Genomic DNA, 21,982 nt, shown 5'->3' on the forward strand with positions numbered 1-21,982 from the left:
CCATTCGACCCAAATAAATAGAAAACTGGATAAGTACTTAATGGTCATTAAGGCAAAAAGCCCAGCAGGTTTTGCTGAAAAATACATAATTGAGAGCATTTGGAATGGTCGCTTTGCACCGGGTTCTATCTTACCTGCAGAGCGCGAACTTTCAGAATTAATTGGTGTAACACGTACAACGCTTCGAGAAGTATTACAACGCTTAGCCCGTGATGGTTGGTTGACTATACAGCATGGTAAGCCAACAAAAGTAAACCAATTTATGGAAACTTCCGGTTTACACATATTAGATACATTAATGACGCTCGATGCTGAAAATGCCACCAGTATTGTGGAAGACTTACTTGCGGCTCGGACAAATATTAGCCCCATATTTATGCGTTATGCATTTAAAGTGAACAAAGAGCCTGCCGAGCGCACTATTACTAATGTTATCGAAAGCTGTGAAGCACTATTAAGTGCCAAATCTTGGGATTCTTTTATGGAGTTATCTCCTTATGCACAGAAAATCCAGCAGCATATTAAAGATGATGGTGAAAAAGACGAATATAAACGTCAGCAAATATTGATTGCGAAAACCTTTAACTTTTACGATTACATGTTATTTCAGCGTTTAGCGTTTCACTCAGGAAATCAAATTTATGGTTTGATTTTTAATGGGCTAAAGAAATTATATGACCGAGTCGGCAGCTATTATTTCTCTAATCCAGAAGCACGCGAGTTAGCCTTGCAGTTTTACCGTGAATTATTAGCAGTATGTGAAAGTGGCAATCGTGAGCAGTTACCGATTGTGATCCGTCATTACGGCATTGACAGCGCTCACATATGGAATCAAATGAAAACAACGTTACCGACAAATTTTACAGAAGATGATCATTAGAAAATTCGTTTTACTGTAAAAAAAGCCCGTATGAAACGGGCTTTTTTGTAGGTTAGATATCTTCGTTACCACCCGCTTCTTTAAACCAAGCGGCTAAATGTAATTTTAAATCTTTCAGTTCATCTGGGCCGATTAAGGCCAACCCTAAATCTTCTGCACGAGTAATGTCATTATGGCGGAGTGGGCGAAAGCTCACGAGCATAGCGCGAGCTTGTAGCCCACCAAGCAAATCACGTAATGATTCTAGCTTGTAAAGCGTATCATCGCCGTCATCACGCATACCTTTCGTTTTACATTCAATAATATGCAGTTTGTTATTCACCACTGTAGCGACATCGAGTTCATTTCTGACTTCTCGCTCACCTAATTGACGGTAGACTTGAACATTCAAAGAGCGATCTTGAATGGTTGGCATATCATCTTGGATCTGTCTTATTGTACTGTGCACTAATGTTTCTAACCATTCTCCATTGGAAAATCGGCGCGCATCTTCGTTGGCGAAGGTTAAAATGCCATTTTGATAGGTGGCGATTTGTGCTTCGACCAGATCGGTCAACAGAATATGAAGTTCACGATACCCTTGTTGTTTTTCTGAAAGTGCAACATCTAGCCGCTGCTCTTTGCGGCATGTCGTCGCTAAATAGTTTAATGTGGCTAAACCAGGACCAAGTTCTAATGCATTACTTGCCCAGCGCTCGCCGAGTTCGTAAAGTTTTTGGTCAAGTTGTGGCGGAATATGATGCTCACTAAATTCACCCCGTGCACCAAAAATGGTTAAGTAATCTGAAATGGTAATGTGGTCTTGCACTTGGGTATTATTTTGACCATCGGGATAAAGCCAACACAGCTGATCACTGTTCGGTTCGACGACAAAAATAGGCCATTGATAGCTACGGAACACCTCATAAACGGATAATAAACGATGTCTCAAACCACAACTTGCGTTCAGCTTGACTTCGTCGTATCTGGCTTTCAAATCTTCCGCTAAAAACTGGATAGCTTGTTTGATTGCTGAGGTATTGGAACCTGATGGGATTTCAAAAAACTCAGAAGTGATGTCGCGCTGACTCAATACCGAGTGTAAACGTAAATACATTGATTTTTGGTCTTGATCACCGATGAAGACAATGTGCGAACTTACCGTTCGATTATCAAGCAGGGGAGTAACCAAGCGAATAGGGTCTTGGTCGATAATGCCAACATGAACAGCCATAGATCATCCTCATGTTTGGCTTGCAAAGAGTAGGAGGTAGATAATAATGCGCAAGCCGATAGTTATCATATAACGATGTGGCATCAAAAAAACAAGGGCGACTTTAGATTAAAAGCCGCCCTTGAGACATAATTTACATGTAACTTACAAATGGGGTTGAGTTTGTTAACGGTCACTCATAATGTAAAACGATGGACTAATTCATTCTGCTGATTAGCAAGCTGAGTTAGGTTGGCGCTTGCCTGTGCAATTTGAGACATGGCTTGATAGCTACCATCAGCGATTAAATTAATATCCTCGATACTGCGTGCAATGTCACCGGTTGTTTCACTTTGCTCGGCGGCCGCTTGTGTAATATGAGTACTCATCTGACTGATTTCTAGAATTAACGCTTGGATCTCTTCCATTGCGCTATTCGCCGTTGATGCTTGTTCGACAGAAAGTTCCATATCAGTCATGCAGCTTTCAATAACAGTACTGGCAGAAGATGAGCTGGATTGCAAGTTGCTGATCATACTTTCAATTTCAGACGTCGAATCTGTTGTGCGTTTTGCCAAAACACGAACTTCGTCAGCTACGACTGCAAACCCGCGCCCTTGCTCTCCAGCACGAGCAGCTTCAATCGCGGCATTGAGCGCCAATAAGTTAGTTTGTTCTGCAATATTACGAATCACATCCAAGATAGAACCAATTTGGCTGCTCATCTTTTGTAGTTCACCGACAGCATCAACCGATTGATTTAAGCGAGTCTCCAATTGATTAATAGTAGTGATATTGTCACTCATAATTTTACGGCCCGATTCAGAAGCCGATTCAACTTTCTGCACCATCTCTAGCGAACTTTGAGCACTTTGCGCTACTTCTTGCACTGAATGAGCCATTTCTGTCATTGCGGTTGCCACGCTCGCGGTTTGCTCACGTTGGGTGCTGAGTTGTGACTGTGCTTTTGAAGAGGTGGTTTGGTTATGGTTAGCTGTGTTGGTTAAATTTTCAGAAGCATCATTCAACTGCACCAAAATATGGTGCAAATTATCTGCTAGCGAATTGATGTGGCCACTTAAGCGACTAAACTCGTTGTTGTAACGAATTTCAATGCGTTGTGTCATATCCCCTTTTGTCAGCCCTTCTAGCGTTTTGAGTATACGATTTAACGGCTCACGAACACTTTGCGCAATGTGGTAACCAATTCCTGTAGCCACTAGCACAACCGCAATACCAATCACGATCGCTTTAATAACTCCTTGCTTATAGACTTCCCCGGCTTCTCGCAGAGAGGCATTTAAACCGTCGGTCGCAGTATCGTTAAAAGAGTCTAAAATCGTCATTGCTTTATCGACCTCGATAGCCAAATTCGCAATGTTTTCATAAAGGGCTGTTTTCGCTAGTAAGTAACTATTGTGTTGATCAAGCACACCACCCTTTTGCCCAATATCTTGAGAGAACTTTTGGACGAGATCGTCAAATGTTTTTTTCAGTTCAGGTAATTGGGTCGATAAGCCTCGGTAAGCGTAGTTGAGGTGCGTGACCGCTTTTTTATTCATGGTGACGGCCTTGTCAACAAAGGCGACATCCGAACTGGCCAAAGCGTCTGAAGTGATTAATTCCGCATCTTTCAATTTAATGAAATAACTTTTCGCCATGACTTTAACTGAAATACTATTTTGCCCATCGACAAAATCTTTCATTCCGGTGCTTAAATCGGCATGAAGTCTTTGAAATTCACGAGTTGATTTTTGCACTTGAGCTTGCGCCTCAAACATCGCCTGATAATTATTCATGGCTTGTTCTGCTTCTGAAAAGTAGCGGAGTTCCATCTGTTTAAGTTGGCTTATCCGCTCTTCAAGAGAGGGGTTCATTGCACTTGCTTGTTGGAGCTGGTTTAGCACGTCAGCAAAATCTTGTTTTGCTTTAGCAAATTCTGAACGCATCACATTCATGCGATCTTGGTTTTGTGTCGTCAAAAAGTCCTTAAAAGATTTATCGGCAGAAAGCAGTTGAACACTTGTTTTGTTTGACAAAGAAACGAGCGGTAAGGCGGTGGTTGATACACTTTCGAAATTAGAATGAATTTGATTCATTCCTCCCATCATAATGGCGGTCGTTACTGCAAACATGATGATGATCAGTGTGAAACCAGCGTACATTCGCCTAATCACTGAACCCTTCATAATCCTCTCCCTAGAAAAATAGTGTTTTGTTTTAAAAAATAACAAAATAATGAGTATTGTATTGAATGTGAGACGTACATTTTATGACGGGCCTGGCAAAACGCATTTTTTATATTAGTGTTCTGTCATTTATGCTACGCGTACGGTGTTTTTTATTGAGCTTTTGACAGGGTTCACGCATACTCAAATCCAACTACACACCTATTATATTCAGTAGCATTAAGGTCAAATTAGTGTCGGTTCTATCGGTTGTCGATATGTTGTCGTGACCCACTTAGGTATTAGCCTTGAACCACTTATCTCGATCTAATGTACTTTGATGTGACTGCGTAATCCTATTTATTAGTGGAGTATTTCATGGCTGAAGAAACCATTTTTAGCAAAATTATCCGTAAAGAAATTCCTGCAGATATCCTCTATCAAGATGATTTAGTGACCGCCTTTCGGGACATTAACCCTAGAGCGCCTAGCCATATTCTTATCATTCCCAATGCGTTTATTCCGACGACCAACGATGTTGAACCTGAGCATGAAGCGGCTATGGGACGTATGTTTACAGTGGCAAAAAAAATCGCTCAACAAGAAGGTATTGCACAAGATGGCTATCGCTTGATAGTGAATTGTAACGCTCATGGTGGCCAAGAGGTTTACCACATTCATATGCACTTGGTTGGTGGTCGCCCGTTGGGTCCGCTTTTGATGAGCTAATGCATGGGTCGCCCAGCCACTATTGGGCGCTCGATTGATACGATTAGAGTTAAATATGGAGTATTGAGTGAAGCGTTACGTGCGACATATTACGGTTTTTTTATCGCCTTTTTTTCTCAATGCCTGTGCTAATTTTTCTGCGGGAAACTTGTTTAGTCATTACAGTGCTCAAAATGGCTCTGTCTATCAGTCAGTTAAATCTGGGCAGTATCAAGATGCGGAGAATGAACTTGCGGAATTTGTCGCGGGTGACATTCTGGACAATCTGGAAAAAGGGCGAGTCCATTTTCTTAACCAGAATTATGTAGACAGTAAGCGTAGTTTCGAATTGAGTGATTCTGCGGTTAAAATTCAACAAGATAAGGCATTGATTTCACTAAGTGATACGGCGACAAGTGTCGGTGCGTTGGCTGTGAATGATAACTTGATGGAATACGTTCCTGCGGATTATGAACTCGGTTTTTTACATCTTTATCTCGGTTTAAATTATTTACAACAGAATGATTTGGATGGAGCTCTGGTTGAGGTTCGGCGAGCGAATCAGGTACAAGAGCAAGCAAGGCAGGCTAGAGAAGCGGAACTTGAAAAGGCGCAAAAAGAGCTAAAATCACAAGGTGTGACACCAAACTTAGGCAGCGTACTAGCAAACTACCCTGATGCAGGAAAAGCTTTGCAGGCGGTGCAGAATGGTTACCTTTTTTACCTTTCTGCTTTGCTTTATGAAGCCTCTGGTGATCTTAACAGTGCCTATGTCGACTATCGACGCGCTTTGGCAGTCACTCCCGATAATATTGAGGTTATAGAGGGTACATTACGCGTTGCGAAACGATTAGGGATGAGAGAAGACCTAATCCAATTAGAGAAACGCTACGGGAAATCTCATTCACTGACTGCTTCTCAAGGTCGTGTGCTTATAATAGAAGAGCAGAGTGTGGTGAAAGCCTTAGATAGCTGGCGTCAATCTTTACCCTTGTATGACAGCAGAGGAAATGGTGCATTGTATTCTCTTGCCTTACCTTATTATCCGAATACACCCGCTGAATCATTTTCATCACTGAAGATGAATGACAAAGTACTCACTTCTCATTTTCTGACGGATGTGAATTTAATGGCAAGTCGAAACTTGTCTGAGAAAATGCCCTCTATAGTAATAAGGCAAGTGTTGAGAGTGCTGGCGAAAGATCAATTGCGCAAGGAAGCGGCCAAAGATGACAATGTTGGTAATTTAGTCTTCAACGTTTGGAATCTGCTGACAGAGCAGCCCGATACGCGCAGTTGGCTAACGCTGCCAGGGCTGGTGCAAACGGCCAGTCTGCAAGTCAATGCAGGCGAGCAACAGATAAGGGTGGGAGAGCAAGAATATCAGTTTTCTGTACCGGAAAAAGGCACCACTTTGGTGTGGGTTTCTCGTCAGGGACGTCATTCAACCATCTGGCATAAACAACTAGGAAGATTGTAATGAAAAAGTGGATATTGGGACTGTTAGTCACATTCTCATTGATTGGATGTGCTGAAAATACCGCAGGATTAAGAGTTGATGGCGCTTCGCAAAAAGTGCTATTTGGCGACAATGTATTAGGTAATCGCTTGGTTGTTGAAGACATTGCAACTAACCAAGTGGATGGTCATACGAGGGGACTTGTGCGTTTAGTGAGTCATTACCAAGGTGACCAAATTATCGAGTACCGTTTTTCTTGGTATGACGATGATGGGCTTGAAGTCAATAACAGACAAAGTCCTTGGAAACAAAAGATAATCAGTGGGATGGAGACGGTGTCGTTGTCGGAGATTTCTGTCAATCCAAATGGAAAACAGTTTCGCGTACAGATCCGTGGGTCAAATAATTAAATTGGGAAAGTAAGGAACCAATATGAACAAAAGTATTATCGCATTGCTAGGGCTCGCTGTCATTTTGGGCGGCTGTTCAAATAAAGTCAGCTACGGAGATGCACAATCCGTTGAAACGACGACAGTTGATTTTGGTTCAACAGATTTACAAAAAATCGCGGGGGAAATGGTTGATAGCATGATGATGTCAGGTTCGGTAGCAGCGATTACCCGTGATTCTCGTCCTATCGTGTTTGTCGAGCGAATCAAAAATAAGACCAGTGAGCACATTGATACTGAATCTATCACTGACACCATCAGTACTAAGATGTTGAATTCAGGTAAGTTCCGCTTCGTCGACATGGATCGTGTTGAAGCCGTGCGCGAACAGCTCAATTTCCAAAATAATGATGAGTTGGTCAACCAAAGTACCGCTATTCAGTTTGGCAAAATGGTTGGCGCACAATATATGCTGTATGGCAACTTGTCGAGTATTGTGAAAAACGCAAGCAGTGATAAAGATGTATATTACAAAATGACGATGCGTTTAATGGATCTTCAAAGCGGCCTTATTGAATGGGCAGATGAAACCGAAATTCGTAAACAGCAGTCAAAAAGTTTACTCGGTTTTTAATCACAAAATTGAGTAATTGAGAGAAGAGGTCCTTATGGCGAGAATGTCTTGGCGTGAAGCTTGTCAGCTTGATCGTACCTTAACGTCGCTAGAAGGATTCTTCTCTACTCCCCCTGACTACGCACAAACGCTGACAGGGGGGTTAACAAACCGATGTTGGAAAATTGTCACGGAGGAACGCAGCTTTGTTTGGCGGCCTAATACGCCGATCACTCAAGCCTTTTCCATTTCGCGTTTTCAAGAATATCAAATTCTCTCTGCTATCGAATCTTCTAACTTAGGCCCCAAGCCACTTTCCATTAATGATCAAGGATTATTGGTTGAATGGATTGATGGCCAATCCCTTACTGGTGGTTTACCTTTCGATTCTCTATTAAAAACACAGATAAAGATCCATAATCTCAGTACAGCACGCATCCCAGTTGCCCTTTTCAGTTTTATCGCTCGGGTTGATCATTATTGGCTACAGCTCAAAGCTGAGTATAAAAGTGAGGACTTGTCGGCTTTATATCAACGTTGGCGCACCGCACCTAACCTTGCTGATGTTGGTCAGACTTTGTGTCACTTTGATTTAGCTGGCTACAATATGGTTAAAACCGATGAAGGTAACCGCGTGATTGATTGGGAATACGCCTCAATTGCCGACCCCCGGCTCGACCTGGCTTTAAGCATTGATGTTGCAGAAGAAAAACCATTAGAGGCGGTCTACCGTTATTGTCAATTGCGTGAGATTGTGGGGGTCGATGATTGGGTCGAAGGTGTGGTGGCTTGGCATCCAAGAGCAACAATGATGGCCATGTTATGGTATTTGTTAGCACATCAATTATGGGGTGATGACTATTATCGTCAACAAGCCGAACATCTAAAACGCACATTATGTAGCTAGGATCACTGTTTCGTCGTTTTGTTGCAGTAAATTAAGGTTAAAGTCTTTGAAACCACAATCTTCGTGGTAGATTAAAACCTCAAGGAGTGGGGAGTTATTATGATTATTTATCTGCACGGTTTTGATTCAACAAGCCCAGGAAACCATGAAAAAGTACTGCAATTGCAATTTATTGACAGCGATGTCCGTTTTATTAACTACAGTACACAGCATCCCAAACACGATATGCAGCATCTTCTAAAAGAAGTGCATAAAGTGATTGAGTTGTCTGATGACCCACATCCGATTATTTGTGGCGTAGGCCTCGGCGGCTTCTGGTCTGAGCGGATTGGATTCTTATGCGGAATTAAGCAAGTGGTGTTTAATCCTAACTTGCATCCGGAAACAAACATGACTGGACGCATCGATCGCCCTGAAGAGTATGAAGATATTGCGACTAAGTGTGTTGAGCAATACAGGGTAAAAAATAAAGGACGCTGTTTAGTGATTTTATCTAAAGAAGATGAAATTCATGACAACAGCAAAACAGCAGCAGAGCTCGAAAACTACTACGATATCATTTGGGATGAAACCCAGAACCATAAGTTCAAGAAAATCTCACAGCATTTGCAAGCGATGAAGGCATTTAAAGAATCAAATTAAGCATCCGTGCATCATAGTTTCGACTGAACGACTCACAATTGTGAGTCGTTTTTTTATGGCCCAACCCCCCTATGTCTCGTAGTGAAATAGAGGAATTCTTTGGTTGCACCATGAGTTTTGCTCTATATAATGATTAAATTATAAATATTTTGATAAATATCAAAAAAAATTGAGAGCAAGTCTTAAATTTGCCTAATTTGTGTGTAGTTACATGCATTTATCCTAATGAAACGTGCTGCGAAGATAGCTTCATTTGCTGAACAAGATTTATCTGAAGCAAGCGCATTACTGAGAATTCCTTCAGTGTGAGATTTCACGCTGAATCATGTTTATTTCTTTTTGAGGATTATTGTTGTGACACGAATTATCGTAGTCGGTGGTGGCGCGGGTGGTTTAGAGCTCGCGACTAAACTTGGTCGCACTCTTGGCCGTAAAAATCGCGCAGAAATCACATTAGTAGATCGTAAAGCAAGCCACTTATGGAAACCGTTATTGCATGAAGTGGCAACGGGTTCATTAGATGAAGGAGTGGATGCGCTAAGCTACCGCGCTCACGCAAAAAATCATCGTTTTGATTTCCAAATGGGTAGTCTTGCTGATATCGATCGTGAACGCAAAGTGATTGTTCTTAGTGAATTGCAAGATGAGCATGGTGAATTGTTAATGCCAAGTCGTGAGCTTGAATATGACATTTTGGTGCTGGCAATCGGTTCAACGTCTAACGACTTCAATACTCCAGGAGTTCGTGAGCATTGTATCTTCCTTGATAGCCCTGAACAGGCAAATCGTTTTCGTACTGAAATGAACAATGAGTTTCTAAAACTTCATGCGAAAAATGGTAACGGTACAGTTGATATTGCGATTGTTGGCGCAGGTGCAACGGGTGTTGAATTATCTGCAGAGCTACATAATGCAGTAAAAGAGCTGCGGACTTATGGTTTTGGCGATCTTGATTCAAGCAAACTGAATGTCAACCTTGTGGAAGCGGGTGAGCGTATTCTACCCGCTCTTCCACCTCGCATTTCTAGTGCTGCGCACAGCGAATTAACGAAATTAGGTGTCAACGTTCGTACTGCGACTATGGTCACGCGAGCAGATAAGGATGGCCTAACAACTAAAGATGGCGAAAAGATTCCCGCTCAGATCATGGTGTGGGCTGCTGGTATCAAAGCACCGGACTTTATGAAAGAGATTTCCGGTTTGGAAACAAACCGCATTAATCAGTTAGTGGTAAAAAACACCTTACAAACCACAAGAGATGACGATATTTTTGTGATCGGTGATTTAGCACAATGTACACAAGCCGATGGTTCATTTGTGCCACCTCGTGCACAAGCAGCGCACCAAATGGCAAGCCAAGCGTTCAAGAATATTGTTGCTAAGCTTAACGGGCGTGAGCTCAAACCGTATGTTTATAAAGATCACGGTTCGTTGGTTTCATTAAGTCGTTTTTCTACCGTTGGTAGCTTAATGGGTAATTTAACCAAAGGCTCGATGATGGTTGAAGGTCGTATTGCGCGAGTAGTGTACATTTCTTTGTATCGCATGCACCAAATGGCGCTACACGGTATGTTCAAAACAGGGTTGATGATGTTAGTTGGCCGTATTAATCGTGTGTTGCGTCCAAACTTAAAGCTTCACTAATATTCCCAGCGTACTAGCCATAAAAAACCTCGCCTTTGTTAAAAGGCGAGGTTTTTTGTTGTCACCCACCACCACCGCCTTGGGCGATAGTGGTGGTTATATCAAATTCAAGTTATTTAATGGTACTTGAGCGATAAGTGTTATGTGTTAGCCAACTAGGCTGAGCATTGGTTGGTACTGAGCCATCTTGGTTAATGTTTGAGAAATGGAATGAATGTTGGTTCCAAATTCTCGTTGCATTTTTCCATGGTTTATCAGCATCGGCTGATTCATAAACGTAGACGCCGTGGTTGATTGCGCTTTCTTTTGCATAATCATTTGCGACCACAATAAGCGATGCATTGTTGTTGCCTTCGAGATCCGCCACAACAGGATATTCCCACAAGGTGTTCGACGAGTTAGCAATCGTTGCTAATACTGCTCCTGTGCGCCCATCAAGAATACGGACTCTCAGAAGATCTTGTACGATAACTTCATCAATGCCATCACCAGTGAAATCGTAAGCCGAGACACCAATTTTACCGCTGTTATAGTCATCATTTGCTACAGACCAAACTTTGCTACCTTGTGCATTATACATATCAACAGCATGATAACCTGCATAGACAATACCAGTGTTCAGGTAACTATCATTAATGCTTTCCCCAACAACAAACTGAACTGCATTAACGTGTTTTTTGAAGGTAAAGATAGGTTTTGGTTTGCTCCAAACATTTAAGCCTACCAATTGGGTATTGCTTGGGACTGTGTATCGTTCAGTGGTTGCTTTGCTCTTCATGACGGGAACAGCATAAGGAATCGTTTTAGTTTTCCAAACAGGAGCTAGGTAAGAAACTGTTTTGGTATGCCAGCCAAAGAACCAGTAAGAAACTTGTTTTGTTCTCCACTCCAATCCAAGATATGGAACTTCTTTGGTTCGCCACTCTAATGCTGGGTATTTAAAGGCTGAGTCTTTTGAACCTAACGTTATTTTCGAACCATCATTGAGAGTGAATTCCATCTCGAGTACGCCATATGTCCACCACGTTTTATATTTGCCGTAGGTTACATCGATAGAGCGGACTTTGCTTGCATCAATAGTATGCAGTGAACCACCTTGACCACCCACCATATTACTGGCTGTTGATCCAATCGCGTCAATCAGATCTCCTGAGCGGATTTTAAGTTGGTTGTCATCTGCTATTTTAACTGGATGGCTGTGATGTAAATGGGTATATCCATAAACAGGGGACTTAGCTATTTCATTGGTAGAGTTAGTTGCTGCATTACCAAGGAAATTAGAGATAGCTTGTACACCACCGCCTGGATTTTCAAGGTTATTAACCTCCCATTTTACTGAGCCGTCATGCTCTAATACGGCAAAGCTACTATTTTGTGCAGAGCCTTTCGAGGCTGGAACTGATACCACAATTTCTGGTTTATTGTCGCTATCTAGGTTGGCAACGGAAGAAAACCAAACCGTATCATTCGTTTGATATTGCCAAGTAAATGAGCCATCGCTTTTATAAAGAGCGCCGTTTGAAAATACTTCTTGGATACCATCGCCATCCGCATCAAAACTAATCGGTGATGGAGCCCACTCTAAACTAAATAGCAAACCAGTATCGTAATTATAAACACCATCGGCAGAGAGAATATCAATTGAACCATCATTGTTTAAATCAGATAGTGAAATTGCGCCAACCGAGCGCCATCCAGAAGCACTCTTCAGGATTTGTTTTTTTATCTGGCCTTCATTATCTAATATATTGATGTAAGGGCTGATTGTACTCGTTGTCACAATTTCAACTACACCATCTCCATCAAGATCGGCAACTGCAGGAGAGTAGCGAGCATCGGCTATAATGCCACCATTATTATATGACCAAAGCTCAGAACCATCGATGCCGCTTAATGCTCTAACTAGCCCACCTTGTGTATATTTGTTATTTTCAAACGTCACAACAATGATATCAGCGATATCATTCTCGTCGATTTTTCCATCACCATTATCATCATTTAACTGAGCAACGATAGGTGCCGCTATAACTTGGTTAGACTCAGGTTTAAATGAACTGCCTTGCCAAGACCATTTTAATTGGGTGTTTATCTCACTAGGGCTTGATGCGATTGCAATGTTACTTGCTGTGATACTGCCTATTGACAGTAGCCCGACCGCACATAACGAAAATTTAGAAGTCATTAGGTAACATCTCTCTCAGTATGTTTGTGTAAATTCCGATTTAAATTGATGTTGTTAACCTGTGCTGCACTTCAACGATAGGTCTTACGGTAAATAAGTTGAACATGGCACAACACGAGATGGAGGGATTATCAAGACTTAATAAGAGAGATTCAATCTAACATGGCTCTCATAAATGAGAGGTCTTAAAAATGAAACACTCACTAATGAAATACATTGTCAGTTTAACTTTTAGAAGATCACGTACCCAAACCATTGGAACGGTCTGTAGGTGGGTTGTGTTATTGGTTTTAATAAGAATAGTTAACAACAGAATAGCTCTAACCGGTAAGGATATTAAATCAGTGAGCTAAACTGTATGAGAGATGAATAAAAGAAAAAACGCCCAGGCAAGGGCGCTTTGTTAGGCTTTATTCTGCAACGCGGCGAACTTGAATGATCATTCCCATTAATGGATGGTCTAGATAGTGGGTTTCGTTGCTGCGCATACGGCGTTTTTGGTCCATCCGATAGCTCTTTAAAAACTCTTCCTTTTCCACTGTTGGGGAGATAGCTTCTAGGTTCCCCAGTTGAACCTCGGCATTTTGCTCTTCAGGTGTAATGTCTAACTCTAATGGTTTACTTTGGAGCACGATTTCTCGCACACTCGGGGCTTTAAGGTCGAGCGTGGTTTCAGCATAAAGATAGTGCTGCACATAGATTTGTAATTTACCGTCGAGTTCGTAAAGGGGACTCGCGATGCTTTGTTCTAGCACACCGTTTACTGGCGATTCTTCTAGTACGGCCACTTTTTCACTGCCGTCAGTATTGAATTTAGCGGAGTAATCTTTACCCGCTTGAATATGGAAAATCGGTGCGGAAGCTCTGCCTTGATCGCCTTGACGCCAAGCCGTATGCAATAGCACTTCAAAGCCGGCGTGGTTTTTCAGTTTTTGTGCTTGGTCGTTAAGTTGGTAGTCGGAAAAAGGCAGCATTTTCACGCCTTTTTCTTGGCGATAGTTTAAGTCACTAAAACTGCCCGCGCGTTGAATATTGATTTCAGGCAATGAGTTAGGCCACGACTCACTGACCTTCTCTGCATCAATTGCACGCTTAAAAATGATCACTTCTATGTCAAATTGCCGTTGTGCCAGACTTGGCATCGAAATAAGCAAAAGTAGGAGTGGGATCAGTTTTTTCATTATGGCTCCATCATTTTTTGTGCGTAATTTATGCTCTAGGCATCAGGTTTTGTTGGAATTCGCTGAGCATACTCGACACAAATTGAATTCGTTCACGTCTATCAGCTAATGGTACAGCAAACTTAAACTTAGTTGGCCCTTCCATTGCAAATTTTTTCGGTTGTGATTGCAGAAGTCTAACCAAAAAGACGGGATTAATGTCAGCATCTGGATAGAACTCAATGTAGCCACCTTTTTCATGCGCTTCGATTTTCTTCACTTTTATACGTGCAGCATCAATTTTGACTTCAGCAACGCCGAGTAAGTTATTTGCAGCATCAGGTAATTTACCAAAGCGATCAATCAACTCGACTTTGAGCTCGGCGAGCTCATCTCGGCTAGCGACACTCGCTATCTGTTTATACATGGAGAGGCGAGTATTTACATCAGGAATGTAATCATCGGGTAATAGCGCAGGCAAACGCATTTCTACTTCGGTTTGTTCACGAAGCAAATCGTCAAGAGAAGGTTCTCTGCCATTTTTTAATGCTTCAACCGCTTGCTCTAGCATCTCCATATAGAGAGTAAAACCAATCGATTGGATCTGACCGCTCTGTTCATCGCCCAATAATTCACCCGCTCCACGGATTTCTAAATCGTGCGTTGCTAGAGTAAAACCGGCTCCAAGATCTTCAAGAGATGCAATCGCTTCTAAACGTTTCACGGCATCTTTAGTGATGGCTTTAGGATGTGGAGTGAGTAAGTAAGCATAAGCTTGATGGTGAGAACGTCCTACTCGGCCACGAAGTTGGTGTAGCTGCGCTAAGCCAAGGTTATCTGCTCGGTCCATAATGATGGTGTTCGCGGTTGGGACATCAATCCCGGTTTCAATGATGGTTGTGCAAACCAATACATTGAATCGTTGGTGATAAAAGTCGTTCATCACTTTTTCCAGCTCACGTTCACGCATTTGTCCATGGGCGACGGTAATACGAGCTTCAGGGACCAGCTTTTCTAAATCGGCGGCCACTTTGTCGATAGTTTCTACTTGGTTATGTAGAAAATAAACCTGTCCACCGCGCATGATTTCACGTAATAGAGCCTCTCGAATCGTATTGTCATCATGCTGGCGCACAAAGGTTTTGATGGCTAAGCGTCGTGCGGGTGGTGTGGCGATAATCGATAGATCGCGCATTCCGCTCATCGCCATGTTTAACGTGCGCGGAATCGGCGTTGCCGTTAGCGTGAGGATATCCACATCAGCACGCATCGCTTTCACTTTTTCTTTTTGGCGAACACCAAAGCGGTGTTCTTCATCAACGATCAAAAGACCAAGATCGCTAAATTTTAGCTCGCTGGAAAGCAGTTTATGCGTGCCAACTAAAATGTCGACTTTGCCGTCGGCGACATCTTGTAGAATCTGCTTTTGCTCTTTTGCTGATTTGAAGCGTGATAAAACTTCGACACGGATCGGCAGGTTAGCGAATCGGTCTCGAAAGTTCTCAAAATGCTGCTGTGCGAGTAAGGTTGTCGGCACTAATACGGCCACTTGTTTATTGTTGTCGGTGCAAACAAAGGCGGCGCGCATGGCGACTTCTGTTTTGCCAAATCCAACGTCACCACACACTAATCGGTCCATCGCTTTTTTCTGACACATGTCCGATAGCACGGCGTTGATAGCTGTATTTTGATCATCGGTTTCTTCAAATGGGAAACCTGCTTTAAAGGTCGCGTATTGGCCACGATCCAGAGCGAACTTATAGCCTGGTTTGAGCTCTCGCTTGGCGTAAACATCCAGCAGCTCTGCAGCGACATCGCGGACTTTTTCGGCCGCTTTTCGTCGTGCCTTGGTCCATGCTTCACCCCCGAGCTTATGCAATGGTGCGCTTTCTTCCGCGCCGCCAGAGTAACGACTAATGAGATTCAATGAAGCGACAGGGACATAAAGTTTGGCTTCGTTTTGATACTCAAGGGTGACGTATTCGGTCATCATGCCACCCGCTTCAAGCGTCTGTAACCCGAGATAACGGCCGATACCATGATCAATATGAACAACGGGTTGCCCTGGTTTTAGTTCGGCTAAGTTACGAATGACAGCGTCACTATTGGTGACTTTACGGTCTTTCTTACGGCGAAGAATGACACGGTCACCGAGTAAATCACTCTCGCAGATGAACGCTAAGTTGGCATTGTTATCAATAAAGCCGTGCTCAGATGCCCCTAATACGAGACATTGTTTTTCTTTTGCTTGGCACGCTTGCTGGAAGGTTTCTTTTTCGATAGGGCGCAGTTTTACGCGTTGCAATAGCTCTAGTAATGCTTCGCGACGGCCTTCTGATTCGACGGAAAAAATGATTTTCCCAGTGAAACTTTCACTAAATTGCCGGATGGCGGCTAAAGGCTCTTTATTTTGATGCATGACCGCCAAGTCGGGTAATGCACTGACCGTTAAATTGATCCGCCCTTGCTTTTCTGAAATCGGTTCTACACTGAGTTGGAGCTGAGCCACGTTTTTGAAAAGACTGAAAAGCTCATCTTTTTTAAGCCACAATTCATGAGGCGGCAGTAACGGGCGAAGAGGGTCAACTTTACGCTGCTGGTAACGATATTCGACGTCGGTTAAAAACTGGTCAATCGCTGTTTCGATATTTCCTACGACAATTAGTTGGCTTTCTGGCGCGATATAATCGAACAAGGTTTCGGTGTGTTCAAAAAATAGCGGTTGCCAGTATTCAATACCGGCTGGCCAAACCCCCTTTGAGACTTGCATATAGACAGATTCTAGTTCACGACGTGCTTCAAATCGTTGACGCCAGCGGGTGCGAAAATCTTCAATTGCACTTTCTGTGGTGGGAAATTCATGGGCAGGTAGCAAGCGTATCTCACTGATCTCTTCAATTGAGCGTTGATTCTCAGGATCGAAGGTGCGTATGGTGTCGATTTCATCATCAAAAAAATCAATGCGATAAGGATCGCTGCTGCCCATTGGAAATAAATCAAGAATCGAACCTCGGCTGGCGTACTCGCCTGGGCCAAACACTTGATCAACATGACGATAGCCCGATTTTTCCAGCTGAAGACGCAGTTTATCTAAGGAAAACTGGTCGCCAGTTTTAACCATCAGGGTATGCTGTAGCAGAAATTCTCGCGGCGTCTGACGCTGCAATATGGTGCTCACTGGCACAATGGTAATGCCTGTTTTCAAGCTCGGTAATTGATATAGGCGCGCGATGCGATCAGAAATGATCTCTTGATGAGGCGAAAAACTATCATAAGGCAAAGTTTCCCAATCAGGAAACAGCGCCACTTCGGCGTCACTGAACTGCTCAATTTCGTGCTGCAGCTTTAAGGCGGTTTGAGGATCAGGTACAGCCAGTAAAGTGTGGCTATTATGCTGGTTGGCCAGCTCTGCAATTGCCAATGCAAGGCTTGCACCACGTAGGTTACCAATGTGTTTTTTGTCGCCCGCGCCAGCAGGTTTAATCAGAGTCAGTAAAGAGTGTGTAGTCATGAGAACGCTTATGGTTTATTTCGGTCTAAAGAGCGTTGACGCAGCAATTTTTGCTGCTGGTACAGTGCGGCTTTAATCAAGAGATCTTGGTCAGTATCTCGCAGTAAATCGTATTTCATCGTGATGAGATAGTGTTGCTCGTCCGCTTGGCAATCAATCACCGAACTATAGCAATAAATAGCGGCTGCAGGGTGGTCCAAAAACAGTTTACAGCGGGCTTGGGTACCAATTTCTAGTGCGTTTGGATAACGAAGTGAGAAGCGACTGGCCCCAAATGTGCTGGTGATGAAGCGTGAATGTGGCTCATCTTGCTGTGATAACATAAAGGTCAGCAACAAATTCAGTTTCGAATTTTGAGTATCAAGTAACTGAACGACGTGCTTGAAATCACTATTTTTCAGTTCTAGTCGTGCACTTTCGGTGAGTGCATCCAATTGGCTAAACTCACTGGCCACAATAAATGGGGCAGGAATCTCCGCTTCAAATATTGATTGGGAAGGTAGCATAAATGTGCTGTCTAAAAGTTCAATATTGGTTGTCAGTCCATAGTGAACCGTAAAAAATTCTTGCTCGGTCATAAAGGCATCCTTCTCATCGCTTTGTTGATTATCGTCATACCGGCGAACTAATCAAGGTATGTCCTTGTTATCGAGTCTATTTAACCGATTTTTGGCAAATTAAAGCTACAACCTTCCACCGTTTCTCGTTACAGTACTGAGCATCACTTTTAGGCGGTTTTTCTTATGTTTCATCCTATTTCGGCGTTCATCGGCTTGCGTTATTTACGTGGGCGATCCGGTGATAGATTCAGTCGATTTGTCTCTTATATGTCTACGGCGGGGATAACCATTGGCGTGATGTCACTGGTGACGGTGCTTTCGGTCATGAATGGTTTTGAATCCCAGCTCAAAAATAGAATTTTAGGTGTGTTGCCTCAGGCTGTAGTTTCGCAAAACGGCGATCGCACTTTGCTCACGCAAGATGTGCCTCAATTCATTAGCCAGATCTCTAGCGCCAGAGCGGCTGAACCGATTGTACGCAGTGAAGCGGTTGTTCAAAGCTCATCGCAACTGGCCGCAGGTTTGTTGATGGGAATTGAACCGAATCAAAATGATCCGATTGCGGCGCACTTGATTGCGGGTCAAGTGAGTGCGCTCAAGCCGGGCGAATATCAACTCTTCCTTGGCCATTCATTGGCGCGGGCGCTCAACGTGACAATTGGCGATAAAGTGCGTTTGATGGTCACTTCAGCTAGCCAATTTACCCCCTTAGGTCGTATTCCTGCGCAGCGTAATTTTACAGTCGCAGGCATCTTCAATACGGGGTCTGATGTGGATGGACAGCTGATGCTGACGCACATCAAAGATGCAGCGCGATTGCTTCGTTTACCATCAAATACTGTGTCGGGATGGCGGCTCTTTTTTGATGATCCTTTTGTCGTTGCAGACCTAGCTAGCGCACCTTTGCCTGAGGGATGGCAATGGAGTGACTGGCGAGATCAGCGTGGCGAGTTGTTCCAAGCTGTTCGCATGGAAAAAAATATGATGGGTTTGATGCTTGGGTTGATTGTTGGCGTGGCGGCTTTCAATATCATTTCCGCGTTGATCATGGTGGTGATGGAAAAACAAGCTGAGGTCGCGATTTTGAAAACGCAAGGCATGACAGATCAACAAGTACTGGCCATTTTTATGGTTCAAGGCGCGAGTAGTGGAGTGATTGGTTCGCTTGTCGGTGGTGTGTTAGGCGTATTGCTGGCGGATAACCTCAATGGATTATTAGAAAGCATGGGTGTAGCGCTGTTCTCTGTGGGGGGAACGCTGCCCGTAGTGATTAACCCCATGCAAATTATGTTGGTGGTGATAGCGGCCATCACGCTCAGCTTATTCGCGACACTGTTTCCTTCCTACCGCGCGTCATCCGTAAAACCTGCCGAGGCTTTAAGATATGAATAACCTTTTACAATGCCATAACGTATGCAAAACCTACCAAGAAGGGGAGCTACGGACTCAAGTGCTAAAAGGCGTCAGTTTTGGCATTCAAGCGGGGGAGTTAGTCTCAATTATTGGGACTTCTGGATCTGGGAAAAGTACGTTATTACACATTCTGGGTGCACTAGATGAGGCAACCGAAGGTTCAGTGTCGTTTTTAGGTCAGGATTTATCGAGCTTAAGCTCCAATAAACAAGCGAACATTCGCAATCAACATTTGGGTTTTGTGTACCAGTTCCACCATTTATTAGCCGATTTCACCGCTCTTGAGAATGTTGCCATGCCGTTGCTTATTGGTGGCCAAAAAGCATCGCGTGCTAAACAGGCCGCGCAAGCACTGTTAGAAAAAGTGGGGTTGGGACATCGTTTATCTCATCGACCCTCTGAGCTCTCTGGTGGAGAGCGGCAGCGGGTAGCGATTGCGCGAGCGCTTGTCAATCAACCCGATTTGGTGTTAGCCGATGAGCCTACGGGCAACCTTGATCACAAAACGGCGCTGGCGATTTATGATTTGATGCGTCAAATGAATCAAGAGTTTGGCACGGCATTTTTAGTGGTAACGCATGATAGCGAACTTGCTGCAAAAATGGACAGACAGATGCACATGCAAGATGGTTTGTTGACTAATGTGGAGGCATCGTAGATGTTCACCTCGCTCTCGTTAGTGATTGGTCGGCGTTTTAGCCTGGCAAAGCAGCGTAATAAAATGGTGTCGTTTATCTCGCTCTCTTCCATTATCGGTATCGCTGTGGGCGTTGCGGTGATCATCGTGGGTTTGTCGGCGATGAATGGTTTTGAGAGAGAGCTGCAGAACCGCGTGTTATCTGTCATTGCACACGGAGAGTTTGAAGGGGTTCAACAACCCATCGCGAACTGGTCGTCATTAGTCAAGCAAGCCGTGCAGCATCCAAAAGTGGAAGCGGCCGCTCCTTATGTAAAATTGACGGCGCTGGCAGAGAAAGGCGCACAACTGAAAGCGATTGAGGTGCGTGGAATTGATCCGCAAATGGAGCGCGCCGTGTCGCGTTTATCTCAATTTGTCTCTTCCGATGCATGGCAAGGTTTTGTCGCAGGTCAGCAACAGGTCATTTTAGGCAAAGGAGTGGCGGATAAATTGGGCGCGGCAGTCGGTGACTATGTCACTTTGATGATCCCCTCTGCGAATGAGAGCGCTAAAGTTCAAGCGCCAAAGCGCGTGCGCGTCAAGGTCTCAGGGCTTTTGGAACTCAATGGCCAAATTGACCACAGCCTTGCATTAGTGCCATTGGCAGATGCACAAGCTTACGCCAAATTAGGAGAGCGAGTGACGGGCGTTGCTATCAAGGTCTCAGAGGTATTAAATGCAACTCAAATTGTAAGAGAGGTCGGCAATACGCTTGATCAATACGTCTATCTACGCAGTTGGCAGCAAAAGTTTGGCTTTTTGTACCGTGATATTCAGCTAGTCAGAACCATTATGTATTTGGTGATGGTGTTGGTGATTGGTGTGGCGAGCTTCAACATCGTTTCAACACTTATGATGGCGGTCAAAGATCGTGCGGCTGAAATCGCCATTTTGCGCACTATGGGCGCGAGCGATGGATTAGTAAAACGAATTTTTGTCTGGCAGGGTGTTTTCTCTGGTGTATTAGGCAGTGTGATAGGTGGCGTGTTAGGTGTGTTGATTGCGTGGAATTTAACAGCGTTAATCAAAGGATTAGAACGATTAGTCGGCCATCAGTTTTTGTCTGGTGATATCTATTTTGTCGACTTTTTGCCATCACAAGTGAACCTATCGGATGTGGTGCTTGTCTCTTCCACGGCGATTGTGTTGAGCCTACTAGCTACTTGGTATCCGGCCTCTAGGGCCAGTCAACTGAACCCGGCGTCTGTGCTTAGCGCTAAATAATCTCAACTCGGATTCTTTTCGTTCATCAGCATTGAGCTATTTTTAGCAAACAAAAAGGACCACTTGGTCCTTTTTCAACATCATGCGACATCGTTTTACATGCTCAGTTGTATAACCAGTCTCAATCTCTTGAAGCTTTTATCTCGCTTGGCGCTTTTGCCAGCTTCTTACGACAGAATAGCGCCATAAACCGTGAATGCCGAAGTAGCCGATTATGGCGGATATCACTCCGCACATCATGCACCCCAAAAGGAATGGCGGACCAATGGTACTCATTTGTTGCATGATAAAATGCCAAGAGAGTTCAAAGTGAAATGGTTGTGGTGGTGTTTGCATTACCCATGCGCCAAGCTTGTAGGCGAAGTAGAACAGCACTGGCATGGTGATGGGGTTGCTAATCCAGACCAAGGCTACAGAGAGCGGTAAATTGACGCCGCACATAATGGCAAGGCCAGCGGACATGATCATTTGACTCGGAAGTGGAACAAAAGCCATGAACAAACCTACGGCGAAGGCGCCCGCTGCTGAGCGGCGGTTCAAACACCATAAATTGGGGTTGTACAGCACATTGCCAAAAATTTTTAATGCCTTCTGACGCTTAATCACTTCATGGTTAGGCATAAAACGTTTGATGAACTTTCTTGGCATCGT

Annotated in this window: 18 protein-coding genes; 11 read left to right on the forward strand and 7 right to left on the reverse strand. The window is 43.7% G+C overall.

The features are described from left to right. Positions 1–40 precede the first annotated feature (40 nt). Positions 41–880 carry a fatty acid metabolism transcriptional regulator FadR gene (fadR, locus tag AACT21_RS10730; RefSeq protein WP_010319711.1) on the forward strand — a complete coding sequence of 280 codons (840 nt, stop codon included), beginning with the start codon at positions 41–43 and terminating at the stop codon, positions 878–880. A gap of 52 nt (positions 881–932) precedes the next feature. Here the strand turns inward: fadR and AACT21_RS10735 are convergent, their stop codons facing one another. Both AACT21_RS10735 and AACT21_RS10740 read right to left on the reverse strand, forming a co-directional pair. Beyond that, positions 933–2,093, reverse strand: a complete 1,161-nt coding sequence (locus AACT21_RS10735) for a DUF1887 family protein (RefSeq protein ID WP_017050397.1) — start codon at positions 2,091–2,093, stop codon at positions 933–935. 176 nt (positions 2,094–2,269) lie between these two features. Beyond that, a complete protein-coding gene (locus AACT21_RS10740) occupies positions 2,270–4,261 on the reverse strand; it encodes a methyl-accepting chemotaxis protein (protein ID WP_026027184.1) in 1,992 nt (663 codons plus the stop codon). Between the two features lie 357 nt (positions 4,262–4,618). Between AACT21_RS10740 and hinT the strand changes: the two genes are divergently transcribed. The 7 genes from hinT to AACT21_RS10775 all read left to right on the forward strand — a co-directional run bounded on the left by hinT (position 4,619) and on the right by AACT21_RS10775 (position 10,602). Beyond that, positions 4,619–4,969 (forward strand): purine nucleoside phosphoramidase, encoded by a 351-nt coding sequence (gene hinT / locus AACT21_RS10745; RefSeq protein ID WP_026027183.1) that lies wholly within the window; start codon positions 4,619–4,621, stop codon positions 4,967–4,969. A gap of 67 nt (positions 4,970–5,036) precedes the next feature. Further along, complete coding sequence (locus AACT21_RS10750) at positions 5,037–6,428, forward strand: COG3014 family protein (protein ID WP_094163863.1); 1,392 nt, start codon at positions 5,037–5,039, stop codon at positions 6,426–6,428. Continuing rightward, on the forward strand, positions 6,428–6,817 hold the full coding sequence (locus AACT21_RS10755) for a YcfL family protein (RefSeq protein WP_013856520.1): 390 nt from the start codon (positions 6,428–6,430) through the stop codon (positions 6,815–6,817). Before AACT21_RS10750 ends, AACT21_RS10755 begins: the two co-directional genes overlap by 1 nt. Before the next feature lie 22 nt (positions 6,818–6,839). Next, a complete protein-coding gene (gene lpoB, locus AACT21_RS10760) occupies positions 6,840–7,430 on the forward strand; it encodes a penicillin-binding protein activator LpoB (RefSeq protein ID WP_013856521.1) in 591 nt (196 codons plus the stop codon). A gap of 34 nt (positions 7,431–7,464) precedes the next feature. Then, positions 7,465–8,316 carry a phosphotransferase gene (locus AACT21_RS10765; protein WP_231140414.1) on the forward strand — a complete coding sequence of 284 codons (852 nt, stop codon included), beginning with the start codon at positions 7,465–7,467 and terminating at the stop codon, positions 8,314–8,316. Positions 8,317–8,415: 99 nt separating this feature from the next. Then, complete coding sequence (gene ycfP / locus AACT21_RS10770) at positions 8,416–8,958, forward strand: alpha/beta hydrolase YcfP (protein WP_013856523.1); 543 nt, start codon at positions 8,416–8,418, stop codon at positions 8,956–8,958. Positions 8,959–9,312: 354 nt separating this feature from the next. Then, positions 9,313–10,602 carry an NAD(P)/FAD-dependent oxidoreductase gene (locus AACT21_RS10775; protein WP_029189790.1) on the forward strand — a complete coding sequence of 430 codons (1,290 nt, stop codon included), beginning with the start codon at positions 9,313–9,315 and terminating at the stop codon, positions 10,600–10,602. A 112-nt stretch (positions 10,603–10,714) separates the two neighbouring features. On the opposite strand, the gene AACT21_RS10780 is transcribed toward AACT21_RS10775, so the two are convergent. The 4 genes from AACT21_RS10780 to AACT21_RS10795 form a co-directional block, all read right to left on the reverse strand. Then, positions 10,715–12,784 carry a beta-prism lectin domain-containing protein gene (locus tag AACT21_RS10780; RefSeq protein WP_094163867.1) on the reverse strand — a complete coding sequence of 690 codons (2,070 nt, stop codon included), beginning with the start codon at positions 12,782–12,784 and terminating at the stop codon, positions 10,715–10,717. Positions 12,785–13,194: 410 nt separating this feature from the next. Then, complete coding sequence (locus AACT21_RS10785) at positions 13,195–13,965, reverse strand: peptidoglycan binding protein CsiV (protein WP_094147409.1); 771 nt, start codon at positions 13,963–13,965, stop codon at positions 13,195–13,197. Positions 13,966–13,993: 28 nt separating this feature from the next. Then, positions 13,994–17,455: a transcription-repair coupling factor gene (gene mfd / locus AACT21_RS10790; protein ID WP_094163870.1), complete on the reverse strand. Its 3,462-nt coding sequence runs from the start codon at positions 17,453–17,455 to the stop codon at positions 13,994–13,996. An 8-nt stretch (positions 17,456–17,463) separates the two neighbouring features. Next, positions 17,464–18,033, reverse strand: a complete 570-nt coding sequence (locus AACT21_RS10795; RefSeq protein WP_017048079.1) for a hypothetical protein — start codon at positions 18,031–18,033, stop codon at positions 17,464–17,466. 165 nt (positions 18,034–18,198) lie between these two features. On the opposite strand from AACT21_RS10795, the gene lolC reads away from it, so the two are divergent. The 3 genes from lolC to lolE are packed head-to-tail and all read left to right on the forward strand — an operon-like array spanning position 18,199 to position 21,331. Continuing rightward, the gene (gene lolC / locus AACT21_RS10800) at positions 18,199–19,407 is read left to right on the forward strand and encodes a lipoprotein-releasing ABC transporter permease subunit LolC (RefSeq protein WP_094163872.1); all 1,209 of its coding nucleotides are present in this window, start codon (positions 18,199–18,201) and stop codon (positions 19,405–19,407) included. Next, on the forward strand, positions 19,400–20,086 hold the full coding sequence (gene lolD / locus AACT21_RS10805; protein WP_094163874.1) for a lipoprotein-releasing ABC transporter ATP-binding protein LolD: 687 nt from the start codon (positions 19,400–19,402) through the stop codon (positions 20,084–20,086). The genes lolC and lolD overlap by 8 nt, the downstream gene beginning before the upstream one ends. After that, the gene (gene lolE, locus AACT21_RS10810; protein ID WP_094128817.1) at positions 20,087–21,331 is read left to right on the forward strand and encodes a lipoprotein-releasing ABC transporter permease subunit LolE; all 1,245 of its coding nucleotides are present in this window, start codon (positions 20,087–20,089) and stop codon (positions 21,329–21,331) included. Between the two features lie 138 nt (positions 21,332–21,469). Here the strand turns inward: lolE and AACT21_RS10815 are convergent, their stop codons facing one another. Then, positions 21,470–21,979, reverse strand: coding sequence for a DUF2062 domain-containing protein (locus AACT21_RS10815; RefSeq protein WP_010319231.1), 510 nt, complete (start codon positions 21,977–21,979; stop codon positions 21,470–21,472). Positions 21,980–21,982: the final 3 nt, after the last annotated feature.

This window comes from Vibrio sp. V08_P9A1T1, from assembly GCF_963874405.1.
Lineage (GTDB): Bacteria > Pseudomonadota > Gammaproteobacteria > Enterobacterales > Vibrionaceae > Vibrio > Vibrio anguillarum.

Excerpts from the sequence above, each read along its gene's own strand:
- hinT (WP_026027183.1), top strand. The coding sequence starts at position 4,619 with ATGGCTGAAGAAACCATTTTTAGCAAAATTATCCGTAAAGAAATTCCT.
- AACT21_RS10765 (WP_231140414.1), top strand. The coding sequence starts at position 7,465 with ATGGCGAGAATGTCTTGGCGTGAAGCTTGTCAGCTTGATCGTACCTTA.
- fadR (WP_010319711.1), top strand. The coding sequence starts at position 41 with ATGGTCATTAAGGCAAAAAGCCCAGCAGGTTTTGCTGAAAAATACATA.
- lolD (WP_094163874.1), top strand. The coding sequence starts at position 19,400 with ATGAATAACCTTTTACAATGCCATAACGTATGCAAAACCTACCAAGAA.
- AACT21_RS10785 (WP_094147409.1), bottom strand. The coding sequence starts at position 13,965 with ATGAAAAAACTGATCCCACTCCTACTTTTGCTTATTTCGATGCCAAGT.
- AACT21_RS10740 (WP_026027184.1), bottom strand. The coding sequence starts at position 4,261 with ATGAAGGGTTCAGTGATTAGGCGAATGTACGCTGGTTTCACACTGATC.
- lolE (WP_094128817.1), top strand. The coding sequence starts at position 20,087 with ATGTTCACCTCGCTCTCGTTAGTGATTGGTCGGCGTTTTAGCCTGGCA.
- lolC (WP_094163872.1), top strand. The coding sequence starts at position 18,199 with ATGTTTCATCCTATTTCGGCGTTCATCGGCTTGCGTTATTTACGTGGG.
- AACT21_RS10735 (WP_017050397.1), bottom strand. The coding sequence starts at position 2,093 with ATGGCTGTTCATGTTGGCATTATCGACCAAGACCCTATTCGCTTGGTT.
- mfd (WP_094163870.1), bottom strand. The coding sequence starts at position 17,455 with ATGACTACACACTCTTTACTGACTCTGATTAAACCTGCTGGCGCGGGC.
- AACT21_RS10815 (WP_010319231.1), bottom strand. The coding sequence starts at position 21,979 with ATGCCAAGAAAGTTCATCAAACGTTTTATGCCTAACCATGAAGTGATT.
- AACT21_RS10795 (WP_017048079.1), bottom strand. The coding sequence starts at position 18,033 with ATGACCGAGCAAGAATTTTTTACGGTTCACTATGGACTGACAACCAAT.
- lpoB (WP_013856521.1), top strand. The coding sequence starts at position 6,840 with ATGAACAAAAGTATTATCGCATTGCTAGGGCTCGCTGTCATTTTGGGC.
- AACT21_RS10755 (WP_013856520.1), top strand. The coding sequence starts at position 6,428 with ATGAAAAAGTGGATATTGGGACTGTTAGTCACATTCTCATTGATTGGA.
- ycfP (WP_013856523.1), top strand. The coding sequence starts at position 8,416 with ATGATTATTTATCTGCACGGTTTTGATTCAACAAGCCCAGGAAACCAT.
- AACT21_RS10780 (WP_094163867.1), bottom strand. The coding sequence starts at position 12,784 with ATGACTTCTAAATTTTCGTTATGTGCGGTCGGGCTACTGTCAATAGGC.